18 protein-coding genes are annotated in these 22305 nt (G+C 57.3%); 7 read left to right on the top strand and 11 right to left on the bottom strand.

The features are described from left to right. Window positions 1–107: 107 nt before the first annotated feature. From recC to rppH, 9 genes are all read right to left on the bottom strand, one after another. On the bottom strand, window positions 108–3479 hold the full coding sequence (recC, locus tag N6G83_RS34050) for an exodeoxyribonuclease V subunit gamma (protein WP_043139861.1): 3372 nt from the start codon (window positions 3477–3479) through the stop codon (window positions 108–110). Between the two features lie 32 nt (window positions 3480–3511). Continuing rightward, on the bottom strand, window positions 3512–3865 hold the full coding sequence (locus N6G83_RS34045; protein WP_043139856.1) for a prepilin-type N-terminal cleavage/methylation domain-containing protein: 354 nt from the start codon (window positions 3863–3865) through the stop codon (window positions 3512–3514). Continuing rightward, the gene (locus N6G83_RS34040; protein ID WP_049296162.1) at window positions 3858–4304 is read right to left on the bottom strand and encodes a YgdB family protein; all 447 of its coding nucleotides are present in this window, start codon (window positions 4302–4304) and stop codon (window positions 3858–3860) included. Before N6G83_RS34040 ends, N6G83_RS34045 begins: the two co-directional genes overlap by 8 nt. After that, window positions 4301–4879, bottom strand: a complete 579-nt coding sequence (locus N6G83_RS34035; protein WP_043139850.1) for a prepilin peptidase-dependent protein — start codon at window positions 4877–4879, stop codon at window positions 4301–4303. Before N6G83_RS34035 ends, N6G83_RS34040 begins: the two co-directional genes overlap by 4 nt. Continuing rightward, window positions 4873–5376 carry a prepilin peptidase-dependent protein gene (locus tag N6G83_RS34030; RefSeq protein ID WP_025304064.1) on the bottom strand — a complete coding sequence of 168 codons (504 nt, stop codon included), beginning with the start codon at window positions 5374–5376 and terminating at the stop codon, window positions 4873–4875. Before N6G83_RS34030 ends, N6G83_RS34035 begins: the two co-directional genes overlap by 7 nt. 174 nt (window positions 5377–5550) lie before the next feature. Then, entirely contained in the window at window positions 5551–6345 is a 795-nt protein-coding gene (thyA, locus tag N6G83_RS34025) for a thymidylate synthase (RefSeq protein WP_025304065.1), read from the bottom strand. Between the two features lie 7 nt (window positions 6346–6352). After that, the gene (gene lgt, locus N6G83_RS34020) at window positions 6353–7225 is read right to left on the bottom strand and encodes a prolipoprotein diacylglyceryl transferase (protein WP_016929919.1); all 873 of its coding nucleotides are present in this window, start codon (window positions 7223–7225) and stop codon (window positions 6353–6355) included. Window positions 7226–7447: 222 nt separating this feature from the next. Next, window positions 7448–9694, bottom strand: a complete 2247-nt coding sequence (gene ptsP, locus N6G83_RS34015) for a phosphoenolpyruvate--protein phosphotransferase (RefSeq protein WP_043139841.1) — start codon at window positions 9692–9694, stop codon at window positions 7448–7450. 12 nt (window positions 9695–9706) lie between these two features. Then, on the bottom strand, window positions 9707–10234 hold the full coding sequence (gene rppH / locus N6G83_RS34010) for an RNA pyrophosphohydrolase (RefSeq protein WP_004931849.1): 528 nt from the start codon (window positions 10232–10234) through the stop codon (window positions 9707–9709). A 696-nt stretch (window positions 10235–10930) separates the two neighbouring features. Here rppH and mutH point away from each other — a divergent pair. The 4 genes from mutH to N6G83_RS33990 all read left to right on the top strand — a co-directional run bounded on the left by mutH (window position 10931) and on the right by N6G83_RS33990 (window position 14054). After that, a complete protein-coding gene (gene mutH / locus N6G83_RS34005) occupies window positions 10931–11617 on the top strand; it encodes a DNA mismatch repair endonuclease MutH (RefSeq protein WP_025304067.1) in 687 nt (228 codons plus the stop codon). Between the two features lie 100 nt (window positions 11618–11717). Then, window positions 11718–12434, top strand: coding sequence for a TerC family protein (locus N6G83_RS34000; protein ID WP_025304068.1), 717 nt, complete (start codon window positions 11718–11720; stop codon window positions 12432–12434). 155 nt (window positions 12435–12589) lie between these two features. Beyond that, window positions 12590–12808, top strand: coding sequence for a YgdI/YgdR family lipoprotein (locus N6G83_RS33995; RefSeq protein ID WP_016929923.1), 219 nt, complete (start codon window positions 12590–12592; stop codon window positions 12806–12808). 205 nt (window positions 12809–13013) lie between these two features. Then, window positions 13014–14054, top strand: a complete 1041-nt coding sequence (locus tag N6G83_RS33990; RefSeq protein ID WP_025304069.1) for an NADP(H)-dependent aldo-keto reductase — start codon at window positions 13014–13016, stop codon at window positions 14052–14054. Window positions 14055–14087: 33 nt separating this feature from the next. Here the strand turns inward: N6G83_RS33990 and lplT are convergent, their stop codons facing one another. Beyond that, complete coding sequence (gene lplT / locus N6G83_RS33985) at window positions 14088–15272, bottom strand: lysophospholipid transporter LplT (protein ID WP_025304070.1); 1185 nt, start codon at window positions 15270–15272, stop codon at window positions 14088–14090. Continuing rightward, window positions 15272–17425 (bottom strand): bifunctional acyl-ACP--phospholipid O-acyltransferase/long-chain-fatty-acid--ACP ligase, encoded by a 2154-nt coding sequence (gene aas, locus N6G83_RS33980; RefSeq protein ID WP_025304071.1) that lies wholly within the window; start codon window positions 17423–17425, stop codon window positions 15272–15274. Before aas ends, lplT begins: the two co-directional genes overlap by 1 nt. A 929-nt stretch (window positions 17426–18354) precedes the next feature. Here aas and N6G83_RS33975 point away from each other — a divergent pair. The 3 genes from N6G83_RS33975 to N6G83_RS33965 all read left to right on the top strand — a co-directional run bounded on the left by N6G83_RS33975 (window position 18355) and on the right by N6G83_RS33965 (window position 22287). Then, window positions 18355–19044 carry a hypothetical protein gene (locus tag N6G83_RS33975; protein ID WP_154219762.1) on the top strand — a complete coding sequence of 230 codons (690 nt, stop codon included), beginning with the start codon at window positions 18355–18357 and terminating at the stop codon, window positions 19042–19044. A 112-nt stretch (window positions 19045–19156) separates the two neighbouring features. Next, window positions 19157–19867 (top strand): fimbria/pilus periplasmic chaperone, encoded by a 711-nt coding sequence (locus N6G83_RS33970; RefSeq protein WP_025304073.1) that lies wholly within the window; start codon window positions 19157–19159, stop codon window positions 19865–19867. Window positions 19868–19875: 8 nt separating this feature from the next. After that, entirely contained in the window at window positions 19876–22287 is a 2412-nt protein-coding gene (locus tag N6G83_RS33965; RefSeq protein ID WP_197825305.1) for a fimbria/pilus outer membrane usher protein, read from the top strand. Window positions 22288–22305 lie beyond the last annotated feature (18 nt).

Raw genomic sequence — 22305 nt, 5'->3', positions numbered from 1 at the left:
GCGGGTATATGCCTGTACGTTATGTCAGACCGGGAATTACCCCAATGGTTGAATATAACCTTCGTTATTTTTACCACCTCCCGCTGCACAGCACCACCGGGGGATTGTTACCCCAGGTTATGCCGCGCCACCGGCAGCAGATAACGCTCTGTTTCGGCCAGAATTTGCGCCAAGTATTCATTATCCAATTGGCGGAATACTCGCTGCACGTAGGGATCTTCCCCTTCTCCGGGAATGCGCTGATCGCCCTGCCAGGCCTGCAGCAATTTGGCGCGGGCCTTAATTTGCGCGTCTTCCTCCCAGTCGATTTGCTGCGTTTCCGGCAGATAGCACTGGCTCAGCCACGCCCAGCCGCTCTTGTTCAGCAACAGCAGCGGCTCACACAGACCGCGTTGATAGCCCGCCAGCAGCTCCGCCAACTGTGCCTGCGCCTCTTCTGGCGCCAGCGCGGCAAAGCGCCAGGCGGAGTTCTTGCGGCCATACATGCGGCTCTCGCCGGTGCCGCCGGCACAGCAATACACCAGGTGCTCCAGCCACAACAATATGCCGTCCACCGCCGACAGCGTAGCGGGCCGCCAGCGCAACAGGCCGTCATCCTGCACCTGGTGCAGCCAGCCACTGAGGCGCACGCCGGCGATATCGATATCCAGCTCCAGGCTATGGCTCTGCGCCCGTTCCGCACGCACCTGCTCGGCCAGTTCGCTCATTTCTTCCTGCTGCTTTTGCCAATAAATTTCGCCGAAGGCGCCATAGGGCAACCCACCGGCGGCGCGCACCCGCTGGAATAGCCGCTCGGGATCGTCGCCGTCGATAAGCGTATTCAGCAGTTGACTGTTGAACTGGTAACGGCTGAGGTTATCCAGCGTGAAGGGTTCTTCGTCCGGCAACTCGGTCTCTTCCAGGATAAAACTGACGCCCAAGCGCAGCTGGAAGAAGGCACGAATCGGATGGCGATAAAACCGCAGCAGCTCATCCAACGCTATTTGCTGCAGCGCTTCGGCGGGCAGCGGCTGGTTGAACGCCGGATGCGCCGCACCGCGACCATCGGCGGCGGGCAGCCACTCGGCGGCATAGCTTTGCGCCTCCGAGCCCGGCAAGAAATTCTCGGCGGCGAACGGCATGCGCGCATGCCACTTCAGCAAGTGCTCGCCCACTCGGCGGGCGCTGTCGTCTGCACTAAGTTCCTCGTCTCCCGGCAGACAATAGCTTTGCTCCAGGTACTCCAGCAGCTCGGTGACCAGCACCGAAGGATAGCGCGGGCTGTTGTCCTGAATGGAACGGCCGATGAAGCTGATATACAGCCGCTGCTGAGCGGACAAAATCGCTTCCAGGAACAGATAGCGGTCGTCATCGCGACGGCTACGGTCGCCACGTTTGACCTGCTGCGCCATCAGATCGAACCCCAGCGGCGGCAGCGTGCGCGGATACACGCCGTCGTTCATGCCCAGCAGGCACACCACCTTGAACGGAATGGAACGCATCGGCATCAGCGTACAGAAGTTGATTTGCCCGGCGAGGAAGCGCTGACTGATGCGTTCCTGATCGAGGCGCGCCGCCAGATCGTCACGCAGAATGGTCAACGGCACCTCGTCGGGATAGCGCGCCGCCAGGCCAAAATTGATGGCCTGCTGCCACTGCTGTTCGATCAGCGCCAGCACGACTTCAGTGTCACTATCCGCGGCGAAGAAGGCATCCAGCAGTTGCCGGCACAACGGCAGCCACGCCTCGAGCGGGCGCGCTTCGCTCAAGACTTGCCGCCAGTGGCTGAGCTGCGCCAGCAGGTCTGCCAACTGCCCCGCCAACTCGGCGGCCAACCCGCTCGATTCGTCGTAAGGTAAAATGCCCTGCCAATCGCCGGCATTGCTGTCCATCGCGTAGCCAAGCAGCATGCGCGTAATGCCGAAGCGCCAGGTATGCTGGCCAGTGGCGGGCAGATCCAGTTCGCGCACGTTATCGTCGTCCAGGCCCCAGCGAACGCCGGATTCACCAACCCAGTGACGCAGCAGGCGCAGCCCCTCTTCGCCGATGGCGAAACGGGTAGCCAGGGCAGGCACCTCCAGCAGCGCCAGCACCTGTTCCGAGGTAAAGCGGCTTTGCGGCAAATCGAGCAGTGAAATGAACGCCTGCAGCGCCGGATGCGCCTGCCGCGCTTTACGGTCAGAAATGGCGAACGGCAGGTAGCGCTCGGCGGGGGCGTTGCCGAACACAGCCTGAATATAAGGCGTGTAGCTGTCGATATCCGCTACCATCACGATGATGTCGCGCGGTGTCAACGACGGATCCTGCGCCAGCATGGTCAGCAGTTGATCGTGCAGCACCTCCACTTCCCGCTGTGGGCTGTGGCAGGCGTGCAGGTTGAGGGAGCGGTCATTCTCATCAAGCGGGCGTTTGCTGACGCTGCTTTCCAGCGTTTCCGCGGTAATACCGATCACCGCATGATCTTCCAACTCCAGCATGTCGCGCTGAACGGCGTGCAGCATGGTATCCGCCGGGATATCGACAAAGGCGTCTACCTCTTGCGCCCCTTCCATCTGCGACAGCAGATAGAGGTGATCGCGCCCCAGCTTGCCCCAGGAGGCCAGCAGCGGGTTGCTGAGCTGCTGCTGACCTTCGGCGTCAAACAGGCGCGCCGCGTCGGCCGGCTCGCGAAACAGCCCTTGCTCACGCGCCTGATGGTAATGACGACGCTTGCGGCTCTGCAAGCGGGCCAGGAAAGCGTAATCCTGAATGTCGCCCCAGTAATAACGACAGGGGTTGGTGAACATCAGGTGGATATCGATATGCCGCCCCAGCGCCTGCAGCGCCTCCAAATAGATCGGCGGCAACGCCGAGATGCCGCAGATAAACACCCGCGGCGGCAAACCGGGCGGGCACGTTTTTGCCTGCTCCAGCGCGTGGATAAAGCGGCTGTACAGATTAGCGCGGTGCCATTCCGGCTGCCCCAGTTCGCGCGTGTACTCTACCAACCGCGCCCAGAGCGGCGCCTGCCATTGCTGAGCCTCCGCCAGACCGTCGATGCGCTCACCGCGCTGCCAACTCTCCAGCCACTGCGGGCGATAAACCAAATATTGGTCGAACAGGTCGGCGACCCGGCCGGCCAGCTGATGAATTTTGCGCTTGTCGCCGTCATCGGTCAGATAGTGCTGCAGCGGCGCAAACGCCGGTTGGGTCAGCATCTCTGGCAGCAACCACATCAGCTTCCAGGTCATGGCGTCCTTGCTGAAGGCGCTCTCTTTCGGGATATCCGGCAGCACCCGGGTGAACATGTCCCAAATAAAGGTCGCTGGCAGCGGAAACGCGACATTGGCGGCGATGCCGAATTGTTCCGCCAGCTGCATCTGCAGCCATTGCGCCATCCCGGGGCTCTGCACCAGTACCACTTCCTGTTGAAAAGGATCGGCCAACGGATCTCTGGCTATCAGTGCGCTGGTCAGCGTCTTCAATAAATCCAGCTGATTGGAATGATAAACCGTGAACATGAACGCTCCTTTAAAACAAAAAACATACCGGCTCAAAAACGGGTGCAATACCAACGGCTCAGCGTTGCCCACTGCCGCTGCGGCGTTTGAACCCTGACCGTCAATCGACGGCAATCACTCTCCGCATCGTCAAGCGCCGCCTCACGTCGCCAGCCATCCAGCGGTGGTTCGGCATCGAGCCGCCCGGTGACGGCGAACGTTTCCAACTGCTGGTGCGCCAGCGCCCAGGCTTGCCGGTAGTGCCACTGGCGCTGAAACGACTGCAACAGCACCTGATGATACTGTAACAAGCCAAGCAGCGACACCGAGAACAGCAAGGCTGCCACCAATACCTCCGGTAGGCTGAAGCCGTTGCGGGATAGCCGCCCTGCGCGAGCGTTAGCCATCGCAGTCAGCCAGCCTTTTCTCGGGGCAAAAATCCAGCCGCCCCCCTGGCTGCGCTTGCACCTTGCCAGCAGCCTCTGCATCGTCAAACACGCCCCATTGATACAGCCAAAGCGGCTCCCCCCCGTGCATCTCACCAAGGCCGCGTACCGTCACCCCCCCCGCTCTGGTAGACAGCCGGGCGCAGGCCGTCAATTCCACGCGCTGCCTGCATAGCCAGGCCGCTGCACTCAGCTCGGCGCGCGGCCAGCGCTGGCTCATCCCCCAACTCAGCGCCGAAGCGGCCTGATTGTAAGCCTGAAGGTAACGCTGCTGATCGGCGGCCAGTAACAGCGCGTTATCCAATTGCCGATGCTGAGCATTGAGCAACATCAGCCCCAGCGCCAGCAGCAACATCACCGCCGCCAGGGTGCTACCGCCTCGCTGGGTGCGCCGCTTCATGGCAGCGCCGCCATTTCGACGCTCCCGCTCAGACTGCGCCTGATACGCGTATCGCTGGTGGAGCGCCCCGTCAGCGTCAGACGAGCCAACGCTGCGCCGTGATCGCCCCGCTCTATCGCCACATGAAACCGCTCAATGCGCACTTCGTCATGATCGAGCAGCCGCTCCCAGCCGCCGCCATCGCATTGGCTTACGCCGCGCTGCCCTTCCAAGCCGCCATTGCGCAGCCGATAACCGAAATAGCCTGCATCCTCGCCCGAGGTGGGCCATTGCCCGCTGCGGGTGATGTCGTAAGCGACGATAACGCAGCTGCCCGCCGCTTCTCCCGATGCCTGGCCGATCAGCAACGGACGGCCTGCGCACTGCCCGGCGCAAAAACCGGCGCGGCGCAGATCTTTCTCAATGCCGAACGCCAGCTGTCGCAGCGTTGACTCCAGCCGAAAGTGCTGACCAACGGCCACGTTCTGCTGGCGTAACAGCGGGTAAGTTTTTGCCGCGCCAAGCGCGATCACGCTGCCGAACACCAGCGCCAACATGACCTCCGGCAGAGTAAAACCGCGTTCGACAGTCAGCATGGCGCGATCCCCCTTATCCGGAGCCCTTCGCTGCATAAACGCAGCCGCCCTCGGGCAGACAGCACTAGCCGCAGGCCGCCTGCCTCATTGCTGAGCTGGATATGCCCCGCCTGCGCAGTATTGCGCAAACCGTAAAACCCGATTTCTTTGTCGGTATAACCGCTCAGCGCAACGTCGCGATAAAACGGTGAAAAAACGGGGCCTTCGGCTGAACCACAATCCGGCGGCGGCACGCCACCGCCCAGACACCAAGGCGTGCCGCTCTTGAACCACAGCAGCGTCGTGCGGTTACGCCAGTTGGCGTCCGCCTGCAATCGCAGCAAAAACGCCAGCAGCTGTTGGGCCGTGTGTTCCAGCCGCAGCGCTTGCTGATGATAGCGCCATTGCCCGACGCCCCAGCCGGTAAGCATGCCGGCGATCAATATCGCCGCTAACAGTTCAATCAGCGTCATGCCACGCTGGCGGTCATCAATGTTCGAGAGAGTCTTGTCTTTCATGCGGCCAGTGTAAGGGCCGTAACAAAGCGGTAAAGCCGTATGCGCAAGCCTTGCGGCAAGCTGCGCAATGTTTTCTCAGTAGTGACAAGTGGCGACAATAAAATGCGGCGCAGTGCGCAATGCGGATAAAAAAAGGGGCGCAATCGCTGCGCCCCTGGTGTGATGCGGTTAAGGTCAGATCGCGACCGGCGCCTTGATGGCCGGATGCGGATCGTAACCTTCGATCTCGAAGTCTTCGAAACGGTAATCGAACAGCGAAGCCGGCTTGCGTTTGATCACCAGTTTCGGCAACGGACGCGGTTCACGCGTCAGCTGCAGCCGCGTCTGTTCCATGTGGTTGCTGTACAGGTGGGTATCGCCGCCAGTCCAGACGAAATCACCCACTTCCAGATCGCACTGCTGCGCCATCATGTGCACCAACAGCGCATAGCTGGCGATGTTGAACGGCAGGCCCAGGAACACGTCGCAGGAACGCTGGTACAGCTGGCAAGAGAGCTTGCCGTCCGCCACGTAGAACTGGAAGAACGCGTGGCACGGCGCCAGCGCCATCTGGTCCAGCTCACCGACGTTCCAGGCGGAAACGATGATGCGGCGCGAATCCGGATCCTGCTTCAGCTGTTGGAGCACGTTGCTCAGCTGATCGATCTGACGACCATCCGCCGCCCCCCAGGCGCGCCACTGCTTGCCGTACACCGGGCCGAGATCGCCGTTTTCATCGGCCCACTCGTCCCAAATGGTGACCTTGTTGTCACGCAGGTAGGCGGTGTTGGTATCGCCGTTCAGGAACCACAACAGCTCATGAATGATCGAACGCAGGTGACATTTTTTCGTGGTCACCAACGGAAAGCCATCCTGCAAATTGAAACGCATCTGGTGGCCGAAAATCGACAACGTGCCAGTGCCGGTACGGTCGGCTTTAGGAGTGCCCTCGGCGAGCACCTTGTTCATCAAATCCAGATACTGTTTCATTTGTCCCTCACGACAGTTGTTGCTGCGGGCGACGACGGTACGCCCAAATCATCATAATAATACCGGCCACCACCATCGGGATGGACAGGATCTGCCCCATGCTGATCACGCCGTCGAACAGGCCAAGCTGGGCATCCGGCTGGCGGAACGCTTCGACGATGATGCGGAATGCGCCATAACCGATCAGGAACAGGCCCGATACGGCACCCATCGGCCGCGGCTTGCGGATGAACAGGTTCAGAATGATAAACAGCACCACGCCTTCCAGCAGCAGTTCATACAGCTGGGACGGGTGACGCGGCAGCACGCCGTACTGGTTCAGCAGCGGCAGCAGAGAAGGATCGGCGGCGGCGAGGGCCACGTCTTCGCTGCGCGAGCTTGGGAAAAGCATCGCCCAAGGGGTGTCGGTAGTCACGCGGCCCCACAGTTCACCGTTGATGAAGTTGCCGAGGCGGCCGGCGCCCAAACCGAACGGGATCAATGGCGCGATAAAATCGGAAACCTGGAAGAAGGTGCGTTTGGTACGACGAGCGAACCAGAACATCACCAGGATCACCCCCATCAAACCGCCGTGGAACGACATGCCGCCATCCCAGACCTTGAACAGATAGAGCGGGTTATCCAGGAACAACGGCAGGTTGTAGAACAGCACATAGCCCACGCGGCCGCCGACGAATACGCCCAGGAAACCGGCGTAGAGCAGGTTTTCCACTTCGTCTTTGGTCCAGCCGCTGCCCGGCTTGTTGGCGCGGCGCACCGCCAGCCACATGGCAAAAACGAAGCCGACCAGATACATCAGGCCGTACCAATGCAAAGAAACCGGGCCAATGGAGAAAATGACCGGATCAAATTTAGGAAACGCCAGATAGCTATTGCTCATCTATCACCACAACATGTCTGTTATTTTTCCCCATGCGGGGGCGGCAGGTGCCAAACGGCGACGGACATTACCTCGCGCCTTGCAAACGGCAGCATTGGCCGCTGCGGTTTGCAAGACGACGAACATGCGTCGCGCTGAGGTTGCGCATCATAACATAGGCTTAGCGTGGTCCGGGCCGGCAGCGCGGGAAAAGTTCTGTAAAAAAATCACATCGCGCGGCGATTATCTGCCGCCGCGAATCAACCCGCCCATGCCGCGTCGCTCCATAAACGCCGCCACCAAATGGCGCACTTCCGTGGTCATTTGGGTGTTCAACACCCGGAGCGCCAACACTTCCGCGTCGGCAAGGTCGATATGTCGCAGCAGGTATTTGATGCGCGCCACGCTGCGGCCGTTCATGCTCAGATTGCGATAGCCCATGCCCACCAGCAACAGCGCGCCCATCGGATCGCCGGCCAGTTCACCGCACAGGCTAAGCTGCAGCCCGGCCGCTTTCCCCTGTTCGGCGATCAGCTTCAGCACCTGCAGCATCGCGGGATGCAGACTGTCGTACAGCGAGGCTACCCGCGTGTTGTTGCGATCCACCGCCAGCAGGTACTGGGTCAAATCGTTGGTGCCTACCGAGATGAAGTCGACGCGCCCGGCCAAATGCGGGATCAGGAAAATCATCGACGGCACTTCCAGCATCACGCCGATTTTCGGTTTCGGGATCGCGTAGCCAAGCACCTCTTCCACCTCGCGCCCGGCGCGGTCAATCAGGCGCTTGGCCTCATCGACCTCTTCCAGGCTGGTGACCATCGGCAGCAAAATGCCCAGGTTGCCGGTGCCGGCATTGGCGCGCAGCATGGCGCGCACCTGTATCAAAAAGATCTCCGGCTGGTCCAGAGTGATGCGAATGCCGCGCCAGCCCAGGCAGGGATTTTCTTCGCTGATCGGCATGTAGGGCAGTTGCTTGTCGGCGCCGATGTCTAGCGTGCGCAACGTGACCGGTTTGTTGGGGTAAAGCTGCAACATACCTTGATACTGCGCGACCTGTTCTTCTTCGGAAGGGAAACCGCTTTGCAACATGAACGGAATTTCAGTGCGGTACAATCCTACGCCGTCCACCCGGCCGCCCAACAGCTGTTCATGTTCCGGGCTGAGGCCGGCGTTCAACATCACCTGAACGCGTTCGCCGCTTTTCAACTGCGCCGGCTGTTCGACGTCGTCTTCCGCCAGCTTGCTCAGTTCCTGTTCTTCGCTGATCAGCCGTTGGTATTCCTGCACCAGCACCGGCTCAGGATCGACCAGCAGTTCGCCGCGATACCCATCAACGATCAGCAGCCGCTGGCTGAGCAGAGAAGGCTGGATGTCGGCGCCCATCACCGTCGGCACGCCCATCGCCCGCACCAAAATCGCCGCATGCGAGTTGGCGGCGCCGTCGCGCACCACCACGCCGACCAGGCGATCCTGCGGCACTTCGGCCAGCAATGTCGCGGTCAGTTCATCCGCCACCAGCACAAAACGCGCCGGCCACTGGGTGGCGCCCTGAGTGGTGTCGTCGAGGTGGAACAGCAGGCGCTGGCCCAGCGCGCGCAGGTCGCTGCCGCGCTCGCGCATATAGGTGTCCTGCAGTTTGGCGAACTGTTCGGCAAAGGCTTCTATCACCTGCTTCACCGCCCATTCCGCCACCGAGCCGTTGTCAATTTCGGCGAACAATTCGCGCTTGAGGCGGGCATCGTTTAGCAGGTGAGAATAAAGATCGAAGATCGCCGCGCTCTCTTTTTGCGAGCTGGCGGCAAAACGCTTGCTGAAGCGACGAAATTCCGCGCCGGCCTCTTCCAGCGCCAACGTCAGGCGCTCGCGCTCGCTGGCGGTGTCCAGCGTCGACGCGCGGTAAACCTGATCGAGCGAAGGCTGGCTGCTGTCCTGCCACCCTTCCGCCACCGCCACGCCGGGCGAGGCCGCCAGCGCGCGCACGCGCGTTTGGCGATACTGGCCGAAAATGGCGTTAAGCTGCGACTGTGAAAGGATCCCGGCCATCTGCGTGGCCAGGGTGACCATGAAAGACTCTTCGCTTTCGTCGAACTGGCGCAGCTCACGCTGCTGCACCACCAGCACGCCCAACAGCTGGCGCCGGTGAATGATTGGCACCCCGAGGAAGGATCGGAAACGATCCTCTTTCACCTGAGGGACATATTTGAAACTGGGATGGCTTTGAGCATCGGCCAGGTTGATAGGCTCGGCCCGGCGGCCGACCAACCCGACGACGCCCTCGTCAAACGCCAATGCGATAGTGCGCCCGCGCGGCTTTTTCAGACCGCGCGTGGCCATCAGGTAGTAGCAGCGGCGATCGTTGTCCGCCAGGTAGATGGAACACACTTCGGTGTCCATCGCCAGACAGGTTTCATTGACCAGCAGATCCAGCGCATCCGTCAGACTGGCCGCCGCGGCCACCTTCTCTACAATTTCTCGCAAGCGCGTGAGCATAGTCGGCTTAACTTAACCTCTCTTTCGGCGATAAGCGGGGGCCTGCCGCGGCGCCGCCTGCTCTTGCATCGGCATCACGGTCACGGCGAATTCTTTCATCACCCGGCGGTAAACGTCGCGTTTGAACGACACCACCTGGCGCACCGGATACCAGAAGCTCACCCAGCGCCAACCGTCGAACTCCGGCGTGCTGCTGCGCTGCATATTGATATCAGCGTCATTGCACAGTAGCTGCAACAAAAACCATTTTTGCTTTTGGCCGATACAAACCGGCTTTGTGTCCCAACGCACCAAACGTTTCGGCAATTTATAGCGCAACCAGTTGCGGGTCGAAGCCAGGATGCGCACATCCTTTTTACTCAGCCCCACTTCTTCGAACAGCTCACGGTACATCGCCTGCTCCGCAGTTTCGCCAGGGTTAATCCCACCTTGGGGAAACTGCCAGGAGTGCTGACCGTAACGGCGGGCCCATAAGACCTGCCCCTGACGATTACAGATTACGATACCAACATTCGGGCGGTAGCCATCATCATCGATCACCGGACTACCTCGATAAGCTTAAATTCGCATAGATGTCCTGATTGTTTCACACAAGCTACAGGCGGTAAACCACTGCTTTACGGTGCTGCGGGCCGGATAACATTGGGATAACTCACAGATATAGGCAAAGTTATAAACATACCCCAGCCTTTTAAGCCGGTTTTATTCACTTTTTCTGTGGATAGGTGTGTGCAGAACTCGAGGGATAAGCCGGTAAAACTCTCACACCCTCAAATATCCCCTCATACCGAAAAACACACATTTACTTTAAAAACATATAATTAACCAACAACACGCAATGATGAACAGGTCAAAAATGTGATCTATGCACGGTAAGGATCTTACCCTGGCGAAAGATCCACCAACGCCGTTTTTATCCACAGATTATGCGGGCAAGTTACGCACAAAACGGACAAATTCGTAAAAAACCGCCTGAGTCAAGGCTGTAAATTGAACCAGTGATCGGCAAAAATTTGGGTTATCCCATAAATCTGTGGATAAATAGGTGTAAGATCCTGTTTATTGTCGGTGGCTTCAGGTGAACAAGCCCCGTGAGTGTATTGTCGACCACGTAAGGAAAGAAAAAAAGTCATGTAAAATCATGCTACTATTATTCTTTTCCCCAGGCGACAGCGGTTATCGCTCGCCGCGTATAATTGCAGTACATTTTTCAACCAAATTCGACAGGCTTGATTTATGGCATTTTTATCCCCTTTGCCGCCCCCGCCGGAAAATGAACGGCAGCTGTTCGAGCGCGCTCAGGCGCTGGCCGGCTTCAGCTTTGGTGAACTGGCCGCCCGTGCGCAATTGCCGATCCCCAAGGATCTGAAACGCGATAAGGGTTGGGTGGGCATGCTGCTGGAGCTGTATCTCGGCGCCATGGCCGGCAGCAAACCGGAACAGGATTTTCCCGAGCTGGGCATTGAGCTGAAAACCATTCCTGTCGACGCCGCCGGCAAACCGCTGGAAACCACGTTTGTCTGCGTCGCCCCGCTCACCGGCAACAGCGGCGTCACCTGGGCCAGCAGCCACGTTCGCCACAAGCTGGCGCGCGTGTTATGGATACCGGTAGAAGGCGAACGGCAGATCCCGCTAGCCCAGCGCCGCGTCGGTTCGCCGCTGCTGTGGAGCCCGAGCGCGGCAGAAGAAGAGAGGTTGCGCCGCGATTGGGAAGAACTGATGGATCTGATCGTGCTCGGTCACGTAGAACGCATCACCGCGCGCCACGGCGAAGTGCTGCAACTGCGCCCCAAAGCGGCCAACAACAAGGCGCTCACCGAAGCCATCGGCGAACAGGGGCAACCTATCATGACGCTGCCGCGCGGTTTCTATCTGAAAAAGGGTTTTACCGGCGCGCTGCTGGCAAGACATTTCTCAATCTAGGCGATTTCGTTTAACTCTGGTTTAGCTAACCCTGTCAGCGCCGCGATAAACGCGTATAATTCACACTTTGCATTTATTTAGTATTAAGGTGTGTCGGGCAATGTTCGAATGGATTATGGATCCCAATGCCTGGTTAGCGTTAGGTACGCTAACCATTCTTGAGATCGTACTGGGTATTGATAACATCATTTTTCTGTCGCTGGTGGTGGCCAAGCTGCCCAAAGCGCAACAGAACAAAGCTCGCCGGCTCGGGCTGGCCGCCGCCATGATTATGCGTCTGGCGCTGTTGGCCTCCATAGCCTGGGTGATCCGCTTGACGCACCCGCTGTTCACCGTGCTGGATCACTCTATTTCCGCCCGCGATTTGATCCTGCTGCTGGGGGGATTGTTCCTGATCTGGAAAGCCAGCAAAGAGATCCACGAAACCATCGAGGGGTCGGAAGAAGAGCACCACACCAAGGTGCACAGCTTCTTCGGCGCGATCGTGCAAATCATGCTGTTGGATATCATCTTCAGTCTGGACTCGGTGATTACCGCCGTGGGCCTCTCCGACCATCTGTTCATCATGATGGCGGCGGTGGTGATCGCCGTCGGCGTGATGATGTTCGCCGCCCGGCCGATCGGCGAATTCGTCAATCGCCATCCGTCGGTAAAAATGCTGGCGCTGGCGTTCCTGATCCTGGTGGGCTTCACGCTGATGCTGGAAAGCTTCCAGGTGCACGTGCCGAAAGGCTACATCTACTTCGCCATGTTCTTCTCCATGTCGGTAGAGGCGCTCAATCTGATGCGCAGCAAGAAAAACCGTTCGCCGGAATAACCCTACGCGGAGGCCGCCATCGGCGGCTTCCGCCGTTTCGTTGCCCCCTCATTTCACTTTTTCTTATCAGATAAAGACTTATCTGAGACGCCCCCGGCCAAGAGTTTGCTAATCTTGAAAGAACATTGTTTTCTGCATAATCGAGGATCCGCAGGATGAAAAAGTGGGTAATGGCAGTGTCTGCGCTGGTGATGGCCGCCGGTTTGGCGGGATGTTCCAGCGACTACGTCATGGCGACCAAAGACGGCAACATGATCCTGACGCAAGGCAAACCAGAGATCGACACAGACACCGGACTCATCAGTTATAAAGATGAGAAAGGCAACCACCGCCAGATCAACGGCGATCAGGTTTCCCAGGTTATCGAACGCTAATCACCGCCCGCCGGCTATCGCCCGCTCGAGCGCGGTAGCCCTCATTCGTGTCCGCACGGAATCCGCTTCCCCCATCTTCACCGCTTGGTTATAGTCAGGAAAGGCGACATCGCCGCCCGACGGACTTTGCGCCGTCTTCTGAATTGGGCTCCTGTTTCACCGGGCCGCACGGCCCGTCAGCGCTAACAAGAAAGGAAGGCCGTTAATGCAATACCACCGTATTCCCCACAGTTCTTTAGAAGTGAGCGTGCTGGGACTGGGCACCATGACCTTTGGCGAACAGAACAGCGAAGCCGACGCCCATGCGCAACTGGACTATGCATTGGCCGCAGGCGTGAACCTGATAGACACCGCCGAACTGTATCCGGTGCCGCCCCGCCCGGAAACCCAGGGCCTGACCGAGAGCTATATCGGCAGTTGGATCAAAGCGCGCGGCAATCGCGAAAAAATCGTCCTGGCCAGCAAAGTCTCGGGCCCGGTGCGCGGCACTGACAGCAGCATCCGCCCGCAGCAGGCGCTCGATCGCAAAAACATCCGCGCCGCGCTGGACGCCAGCCTCAAGCGGCTGAACACCGATTATCTCGATCTTTACCAATTGCACTGGCCGCAGCGCGCCACCAACTGCTTTGGCAAACTCAACTATCAATATACCGATGACAAAGCCACGGTCACGCTGCTGGAAACCCTGGAGGCGCTGACCGAGCAGGTGCGCGCCGGTAAAATTCGCTATATCGGGGTCTCCAACGAAACGCCCTGGGGCGTGATGCGCTATCTGCAGCTGGCGGAGAAACACGAGCTGCCGCGCATCGTGTCGATCCAAAACCCGTACAGCCTGCTGAACCGCAGCTTTGAGATTGGCCTGGCCGAAATCAGCCAGCACGAAGGGGTAGAACTGCTGGCCTATTCCAGCCTGGCGTTCGGTACGCTGAGCGGTAAATACCTCAACGGCGCTAAACCGGCCGGTGCGCGCAATACGCTGTTCACCCGCTTCAATCGTTATTCAGGGCAGCAAACCCAGCTGGCGATCGCCGAATACGTGGCGCTGGCCAAAAAACACGGGCTGGACCCTTCGCAGATGGCGCTGGCCTTCGTGCGTCAACAGCCGTTCGTCGCCAGCACCCTGTTGGGCGCCACCTCGGTGGAGCAGTTGAAAATCAACCTCGACAGCCTCGACGTGATTCTGGATGAGGAAGTGCTGCAGGCGCTCGAAGAAATCCACACCCGTTTTACCATTCCGGCACCTTAATACCCTGAGGGCGCAGCCAGGCTGCGCCCCGTTTCACCGCCGCTGCGACCACCACAACGCGCAAATCGCCAGCGCAAACACCACGCCAAACCCTACGCCGACGCCCACTACTGGCACGCCCAGCTTCACGACCAAAGAATACAGGCCCAGCATCAGCAACATGGCGGCGTTTTCACCCAGGTTTTGCACCGCGATCGCATTGCCGGCGCCGACCGAATGTTTGCCCCGCTCCTGCAGCAACGCATTGAGCGGTACGACGAAGAAGCCTCCCAGCATGCCGATGATCGCCAGCAAGACGTAGGCATTGAGCATGGTCGTTTGCAGCGCAAATACCGCGACCGCGACGCCGATCAGGATCCCGGCCGGCATACAGCGTTTCACCGTCTCCAGCGTGACGAAGCGCGCGGCGGTGCCGGCGCCCACCACGATGCCGACGGCCACCATGGCGTTCAGCAGCGTCGGCGTGGCATTATCGGCAATACCCAGCGCCACCGGCACCCACAGCACCAACAGAAAACGCAGCGTCACGCCGGCCCCCCAAAACAGGCTGGTGCCAATCAAGGAGAAACGCGTCTGCCCATCGCGCCACAGCGTAACGCAGGCGGTAAAGAAACTGTTCGTCATGGCCCGCGGCCGCCATGAAGCCCCCGGGCGCGCTGCCGCCAGACGCGGAATATACAGGTTGGCGACCACGGCCCCCGCATAAACCAAGGCGCAGGCCGCCAGCGCCGCGACCACATGCCAGTCCGCCAGAATACCGCCGGCCACCGAACCGGTCAGAATGGCCGCGATGGTCGAGGCTTCGATCAGGCCGTTAGCCTTGACCAGTTTCTCGCCGCTGGTGATCTCGCCCAGAATGCCGTATTTGGCCGGTGAATATGCGGCGGCCCCCACGCCGACCAGGCTGTAACCCAGGAACGGGTTCCCCCCAAAACAGATCGCCAACGCCCCCGCCAATTTCAGGGCGTTGGCGAACATCATCACCCGCCCTTTGGCAAAGCTGTCGGCGACCTGGCCGACAAACGGAGCCAGAATGATATAGGTGGCGACAAAGGCCATCTGCAGGATCGGCTGGCTCCAGTCCGGATACAGCTGCTGCTTGATCAACGCCAGCGTGGCGAACAGCAATGCATTGTCGCCGAACGCCGAGAGGAACTGCGCGCTGATCACCGCGATCATGCCGCGTGACAACAAAGGGGATTCGGTCGAAGGATTCATCAGGCACTCTCCGGCTGTTCGGCCATATGACGCAGGGTGACGAAATCGGGTTTGCCGCTGCCGAGCACCGGCAGCGTTTTCAACAGGCGAATATCGCGCGGCACCGCCAGCTCCGGGCTGCCCAGCTCGCGCGCCACCCGCAGCAATGCCTCGCGGGTAATGGCGGGATCGGTGGTGAACAGCACCAACGCCTCCCCCTTGCTGCTGTCGCTTTTGACCGTGGCGGCATGCAGCTTTTCCGGCGACAGCCGTTGCGCCAGCAGTTCGACGCTCTCGAGCGACACCATCTCCCCCGCCAGCTTGGCGAAGCGTTTCACGCGGCCGCGAATGGTGCAGTAACCCTGCTCATCCAGGCTGACGATATCACCGGTGTCATACCAGCCCGGCTGCAACACGCCGTTCGCATCTTCCGCCGCCGGCGGTTCCAGCTCACCGGGGCGTTCAACCCGCAGATAACCTTTCATGATATTCGGCCCCTTCAGCTGCAGACGGCCGCCGTTATCGATGCCCGGCACCGCGATCAGACGCGCCTCCATCTGCGGCATGATGCGGCCGACGGTGCCCACCTTGGTCGCCAGCGGCACGTTGATCGAGACCACCGGCGCGCACTCGGTCACGCCATAGCCTTCCAGAATGCGGATGCCGTATTTGTCCTGATAGATCTGTTTGGTGCTGTCCGCCAGTTTCTCCGCGCCGGCCACGACATAGCGCAGGCGGGCAAAATCATACGGATGCGCGAAGCGCGCATAGTTGTTAAGGAAGGTCGCCGTGCCGAACAGCACCGTGCAGTTACGGTCATACACCAGCTCCGGCACCACGCGATAGTGCAGCGGGCTGGGGTAGAGGAAAATGCGGCTGCCGGTGAGCAGCGGCGTAAGCAGCCCCACCGTCAGGCCGAACGAGTGGAACAGCGGCAGCGACGACATGAAGCGGTCGCGCGGCGTGAAATCGGCGATGGTGCGAATTTGTTCTACGTTGGCCAGCAAGCTGGCGTGCGAATGCACCACGCCCTTGGGGTGGCCTTCAGATCCAGACGTGAACAGGATCAGCGCCGCGTCCTCCGGACGTTGCGGCAACGCCGCGCGCTGCGGCTGCAGCAAGTGACGCAGGATCCACAGCTTATCCGCCAGCGTGACAGTGTCTTTCAGATCTTCCAGATACACCCAGTTAGCCTGCGGCACCTGTTCCGGCAGGTGGGTCAGCTTGCCCTTCTCCAGAAACTGGCGCGAGGTGACGATGGTCTTGATACCGGCGGCCGTCATCGCGCTGTTCAGGCCCTTGGCGCCGGCGGTGTAGTTGAGCATCGCCGGAATGCGATTGCGCAGCGAAGCGCCGAAGATCGCCGCCGCGGTGATAGTGGCGTTCGGCAACAGCAGCCCGACGTGTTCCCCTTCGGCGGTAAAGCGTTGCAGAATGCGGCTGACACCCAGCGATTTTTTGATCAGCGTCTGGTAGCTGTCTTCTTTGAAAGCGATGTCTTCGATACATGGTTTTCGGCGCCCATAGCGGTGCTGCGCCGCCAGCAAGGCATGGAACAGCGTCTGCGGTTCGCGCGTGTCCATCCGCGCCCGCATCATAATCTGCATCAGCCGATCGCCCGCCAACGCCCGGCGATCGCGCGCACGCGGCGCCTCCGGCATCGGCAGCGTGGTCGGCGGCAAGATGCGAATGTTGATTTGCGGGAACCAGCGGATCTTGAACACCCCAGCCATACGGCCGAACGGGCTGAATTCGGGGCCGTCGATCCGCACCGGCACCACGATGGCGCCCGATTTGGCGGCGATAAACGCCGCGCCGTCGTAGATTTTCATCAGCGCGCCGGTCACGGTGATGCGCCCTTCAGGGAACACCACGATCGGCCGTCCCTGTTCGACCATCCGCACCAGCTGCTTGATGGCCATCGGCTTGGTAGGATCGAGCGAGACAAAATCGATGTAAGGCCGCAGCCAGCGCATAAACCAGCTCTCGCCGATGCTGGCGTAAACCGCAAACACCGGTTTTATCGGCAGGAATAGCGCCAACAGCACGCCGTCGAGGAAAGAGACGTGGTTCGGCGTAATCAGTAATTTTTGCCGTTCGAAGTGCTGGACGTCCCCTTCGACCCGAACCCGAAACAACAGGCGAAACAGCGCGCGCAGCAGTGAAAAGATCATGCCCTTCTCCCTTGGCCATGGAGGCGTAAATCGTTGTAGGGAAAAGAATACTATATGGCAGGCAAAAAAAAACCTACGCATCCGCGTAGGTTGGTGCAATTGAAAATGGCTTCAACATACAGAGTATGCTGATTTCTCACCAATCAATACCTCTGGGATCACCTACTCTAGAGAGATGTCGTGCAGGAAACTACCGCCGAATCGCAAGAGTTCTGCTCCAAATGCAACCAGCTGTAAATTTCCCGCGTTCTGTTGTAATAACTCAATGAAACTTAAATAATCCTCACGACGGAAAGATCAATAATGATGCGTCATCCGCAGGAAGCGAGTGAGGGGAGCAAAAAGACCATGCGCATATGCAGGTAAGTGCAGCACATGAGGGTTCGGCCTAATCGAGACTGAAGCAGATCCTTTAATCCCTCTTGTATCATCCACGCTAAAGAAATCAATTACGAAAACTATTTTCAAACGCAAGAGCCAAGTTAGACGTGATATCCAACGTGTCATTTTGATCAACGTATGCAATGCGTTTTCTTGCTTTTCAAGCACGGTAACAATAAAAAGACAAAGTCAAAAAGCGCTAGCTAACAACAGAGCCACCTCCAGACCTTGCTGTTATCGTGATCTCACGGCAAAAGTGCGCGCCGAGGATAATTAATTATTAATAATTAAAAAAACCGCAAGCAATAAAACCTATGCACTAACAACCAAACAGAATTAATAATTAAAATTGAATAATAAAAACCAATAAATCAGAATATAAATCTATTTTGATGTAAATTTTTAGCAGAATATTGCAAGAATTGAGATTGAAAAATAAAATAACCCTGCATTGAATCGCTAGTAAAAAATTGCGACATCCTTGCTTTATATTTTCAAGCAATACGACTTGTATTTATTTAGTGGCATATTCTCAGAAGGAAACCTGAATGAAGAAATATTTATTTTTAGCCCTGCTACCTCTGTCGTGCACGAGCGTACTGGCCGCAAAAACAGCCAGTACGTCTGTAGATTTCTCCGGAGAAATTTACAATAACACCAGCTGCAGTATTGCTGCCAACACCAATAGCATTGATCTTGGCCGCCATTCCAGCGAAGCTTTTGATAAAGTAAATCCTGTCCAGTTGGAAGGCAACGGCATGGGCAGCATCCCGTTCACCGTAAACTGCACGGCACCGACCAGCATGGGCATTGAAGTTACCAGCGCCAGCGGCGATGCCGATTATCAATATATGGACAGAAGCTTCACCGCATCGCTGGCAAAAGACGCCAGCAATAAAGATATCGCCGTGCTGGGCCTTGCACTGTCAGATATCGCTATGGATGGTGAAACCGTGCGTGCGGCGCTGATTCCTGAAGGCGATGATATTTTTGATTTGACCAATGTAACTGACGGTGCAGATCACGAAAAGGCTATTTTCTCTGTTGCCTCAGGTAATCGCTTTGCGGTCACATCAGATGCTAATTACGACAACATGGCGATCGGTCAGAACCTGAGCGGCACATTCAACTACCGTTCATTCCTTACCCCGCTTAGCTACATTGATGATAAAAGCATCCAAATGCAAGACAGCATTGCATTGCAAGCTTCTGTGAATCTTTCGGTTCACTACCTGTAATCACCAGGTGGGGACACTTCGCTGCCCCCACTTATTTCAGCCTCTTTGTTTGGCAAAATACCTTAACGTCCTTTGACTAGAGTTCGTTATTCTCCGCTATTCAGGAAATAAAATGAAAGGTCTCATCCATTATCTCACCGCAATATTTATATTGCTTACTCCATTTTATGGCCAAGCAACCATTAAACTGGAAAAAATAAGCCTCTTGGTCAATCAAGAGAAAGGAGAGACAACGGTAAGAGTCGATAATATCGGTAATTATCCTGTATTGCTATTCTCATCCGTTGTTAAAAATGCATTAAGCAAGCAAGGAGAAGATCCCTTATTCATTCTTTCTCCGCCAGCCGCGCGTATTGATCCGGGTAAATCTCAGCTGGTACGCGTCATGCTTGCCGATCCCTCGGGACTTGATAAAACCCGTCAGCAAATGCGCCATATCTATTTCCAGGAAATTCCCGATATGGGAGAAAAAAGCAACCAGCTTAAGGTGAATACTCGGCATCGGGTCGTCGCTATCGCCACACCCTCCGCGCTGGTGGAAAACAAATCTCCCTGGCAAACCTTGCATTGGCAACAAAATGGGCATTCTATACAAGTCAAAAATCTCAGCCCTTACGTTATCAGGTTAGCCCCTTCCATCACCGTACAACCCAGTAACCAGCAGTTTGTTTTAGAACAACCTTATTTGCTGCCTGGGCAAACGATCGGTACACGTAAGAGCGATAGGCTTACCAGCCCCCCCTCCCGTTTGCACTTCACGCCAATCAGTAACACGGGGCGCGCCATACCCGATATCACGGTCAACCTTGCCCCAATCCAGTGAGGCAGCCTTTGAAATTGCATATACCGCTACGTCTGCTGGCGTTTTGTCTGCCTATAGGCTATGCCTCGACCAGCCTGGCTGACTACGATATTGAAATGATGCGCGCACTTGGATTACCCAGTGAGATTGCTGATTACTTTTCCTCTGGAGCGAAATTCCCCGCAGGAAAACAAGCGCTATTCATCAACGTCAACGGACAAAATCATGGACGACATGAAGTCAACATAGACAAACAAGGCGAATGGCAATACGACGCTGAACTCGTAGAAAGCCTAGGGTTATACCCCTGCAAGCTCAACACTCAGGCAGATATGCTGATGAGCCAATGTTATCAAGGCAGCCGCATCGACAATGAAACCGGTAATAATCAATTGATTTTGCTGTTGCCCGAGCGCTATATCCGTCGACAACCGGCGGACTATGAATTTGGCGGCCATGCCCTGATGCTGAATTATACCGCGAGCCGATTCGACAGCCAAAATCACAGCAGTGATTACGCGGCGTTGGAAACCGGCTTTAACAGCAATAATTGGCTGTTTCGCCATAATGGCACCTATAACAAGTCAGAACGACATCAGGGGTACACGCCTTATAATAGTTATCTGCAGCGGACATTGACGGATCACGACGCCATGATGCGTTTGGGACGAGCGACGTTATCAGATTCGCTTTACAGCGGCATTACCTTAGATGGCCTGCAATGGCTGCCTGACTCGTCGTTGTCATTGAGTCAACGCAGTGATGTGCCGGTAGTCGAAGGTATCGCCGAGAGCCAAGCCAAGGTTGAGATTTTTCAGAATGGCAGATTAGTTTACGCTACGCAGGTGCAGCCGGGCACTTTCCGCCTGACCGATATCCCTGCGCAGTTCGACGCAGTCGATTTGTCCGTCACCGTCACGGAAAGTAACGGTAGCCGCAAACAATTCATCGTCCCTTATCTGACGACCTCAGGACGCTCTACTCCCCGCCAGGGCAGTTACTCCCTTGCTCTCGGGCGCACTCACAGCCTGGAAAAAAGTACAGAAATGCCTTTCATCACTGGCTCATTCTCTTTGCCATGGCTCAACCACCACCAGGTGAGAGGGGGAAGTTTCCTCAGCCGCGATTATCGCGGCATCGCCGCCGGTTATAGCGTTGCCAATAGCGATTATCGTTTTACAGCCTTGAGCCACGTGGCGCAGTCGCCAAGTGGAAAGGGCACCAAGCTGCAGCTGAATAGTGCATTGCCCCTGATAAAAAACCTTAAGCTGAACGCCGGTTACAGCATCCAGTCAGAGCGATACCGTTCGCCCACACAGCTTCGTTCTCCACGTAAAGATGACGGCGAAGGAACTTATTGGCCTGTATCGCACGGCGCATCATCTTCACACCAACGTCAAAGCTACAGCCTGGGCCTAGGCTGGCACCATAAATACATTGGAAATCTATCTTTAGGCGTTACACGCGCTGAAGGGGGAGATAAGCAACAAAATCAACGAGTCTACGCCTTCTGGAACCGTCAATTTGGCGCAGCCACCGTTGGCGTTAGCCTGGAAAAAGAGCGCAGCCGCGAGGTTCGCGATAACGATACCAGGGTGTTCGCCACCCTTTCATTGCCTCTGGGAAAAAACCGACGTTATAGCGCCAATATGATAAGCAACGGAAGACATCGTAGCATCAGCAACTCGCTTTCCGGCCAAGCGTTGAATGGCGATCTGGCTTATGGACTCAATGCAACACAGGGCACCCAATCCAACAACGGCACCTACTCAGGCAATGTGAACTATTTGAGTCCGTTCACAACGCTTTCCGGCAGCTATAGCCATCTGTCAGAAAATCAGCAGGCATTTTACTACAGTGCCTCTGGCTCCCTGGTGGCAGACAGCAGCGGGCTAACGCTCTCACCACAGAAAATCGGCGATACCTTCGGCGTCTTGACGATACCGGGCCTCGCCGGAATCAGCGTGTCTACGCCAGGCGGCAAGGTGAAAACCTATGGCAAGCAAGGTAAGGCGGTCATCCCAAGGCTGCGTGAGTATCAACCAAGTCTGATTAACGTAGACACCAGCACCTTACCCCCCGGCGCCGATATCGATAACGGCGTGCGCAAGATCAATCTGGCACGTGGCAGCGTTAAACGTATCAATATCGGTGCCATTAATACATTGCGGGCCATTGTCCAGATTAGCTATGCAGACGGCACAAAACCCGCTATCGGCAGCATGATTTTGGATGAACAACAACGAGTGGTCGCTTTTACCAATGATCAGGGCGCAGCCTTCATTGAACATCAGAAAGCGCACCACGCGAAGAACGAGGCGTCTTCACAACGTTTCAGCATGAAAAACTCGTCGGGACAGGCATGTTATTTCGCAATTGCTGCAGACACCTCTTCCCGCAATCGTGCCGGCATCAGCCACTCCGAAGCCGTGTGTCGCTAAACGTTCATCGATATCAGG

The organism is Serratia sp. PL7 (assembly GCF_945957435.1).
Note: the sequence above shows the minus strand (reverse complement) of the source record. Positions and strands in the feature narration are given on the sequence as shown.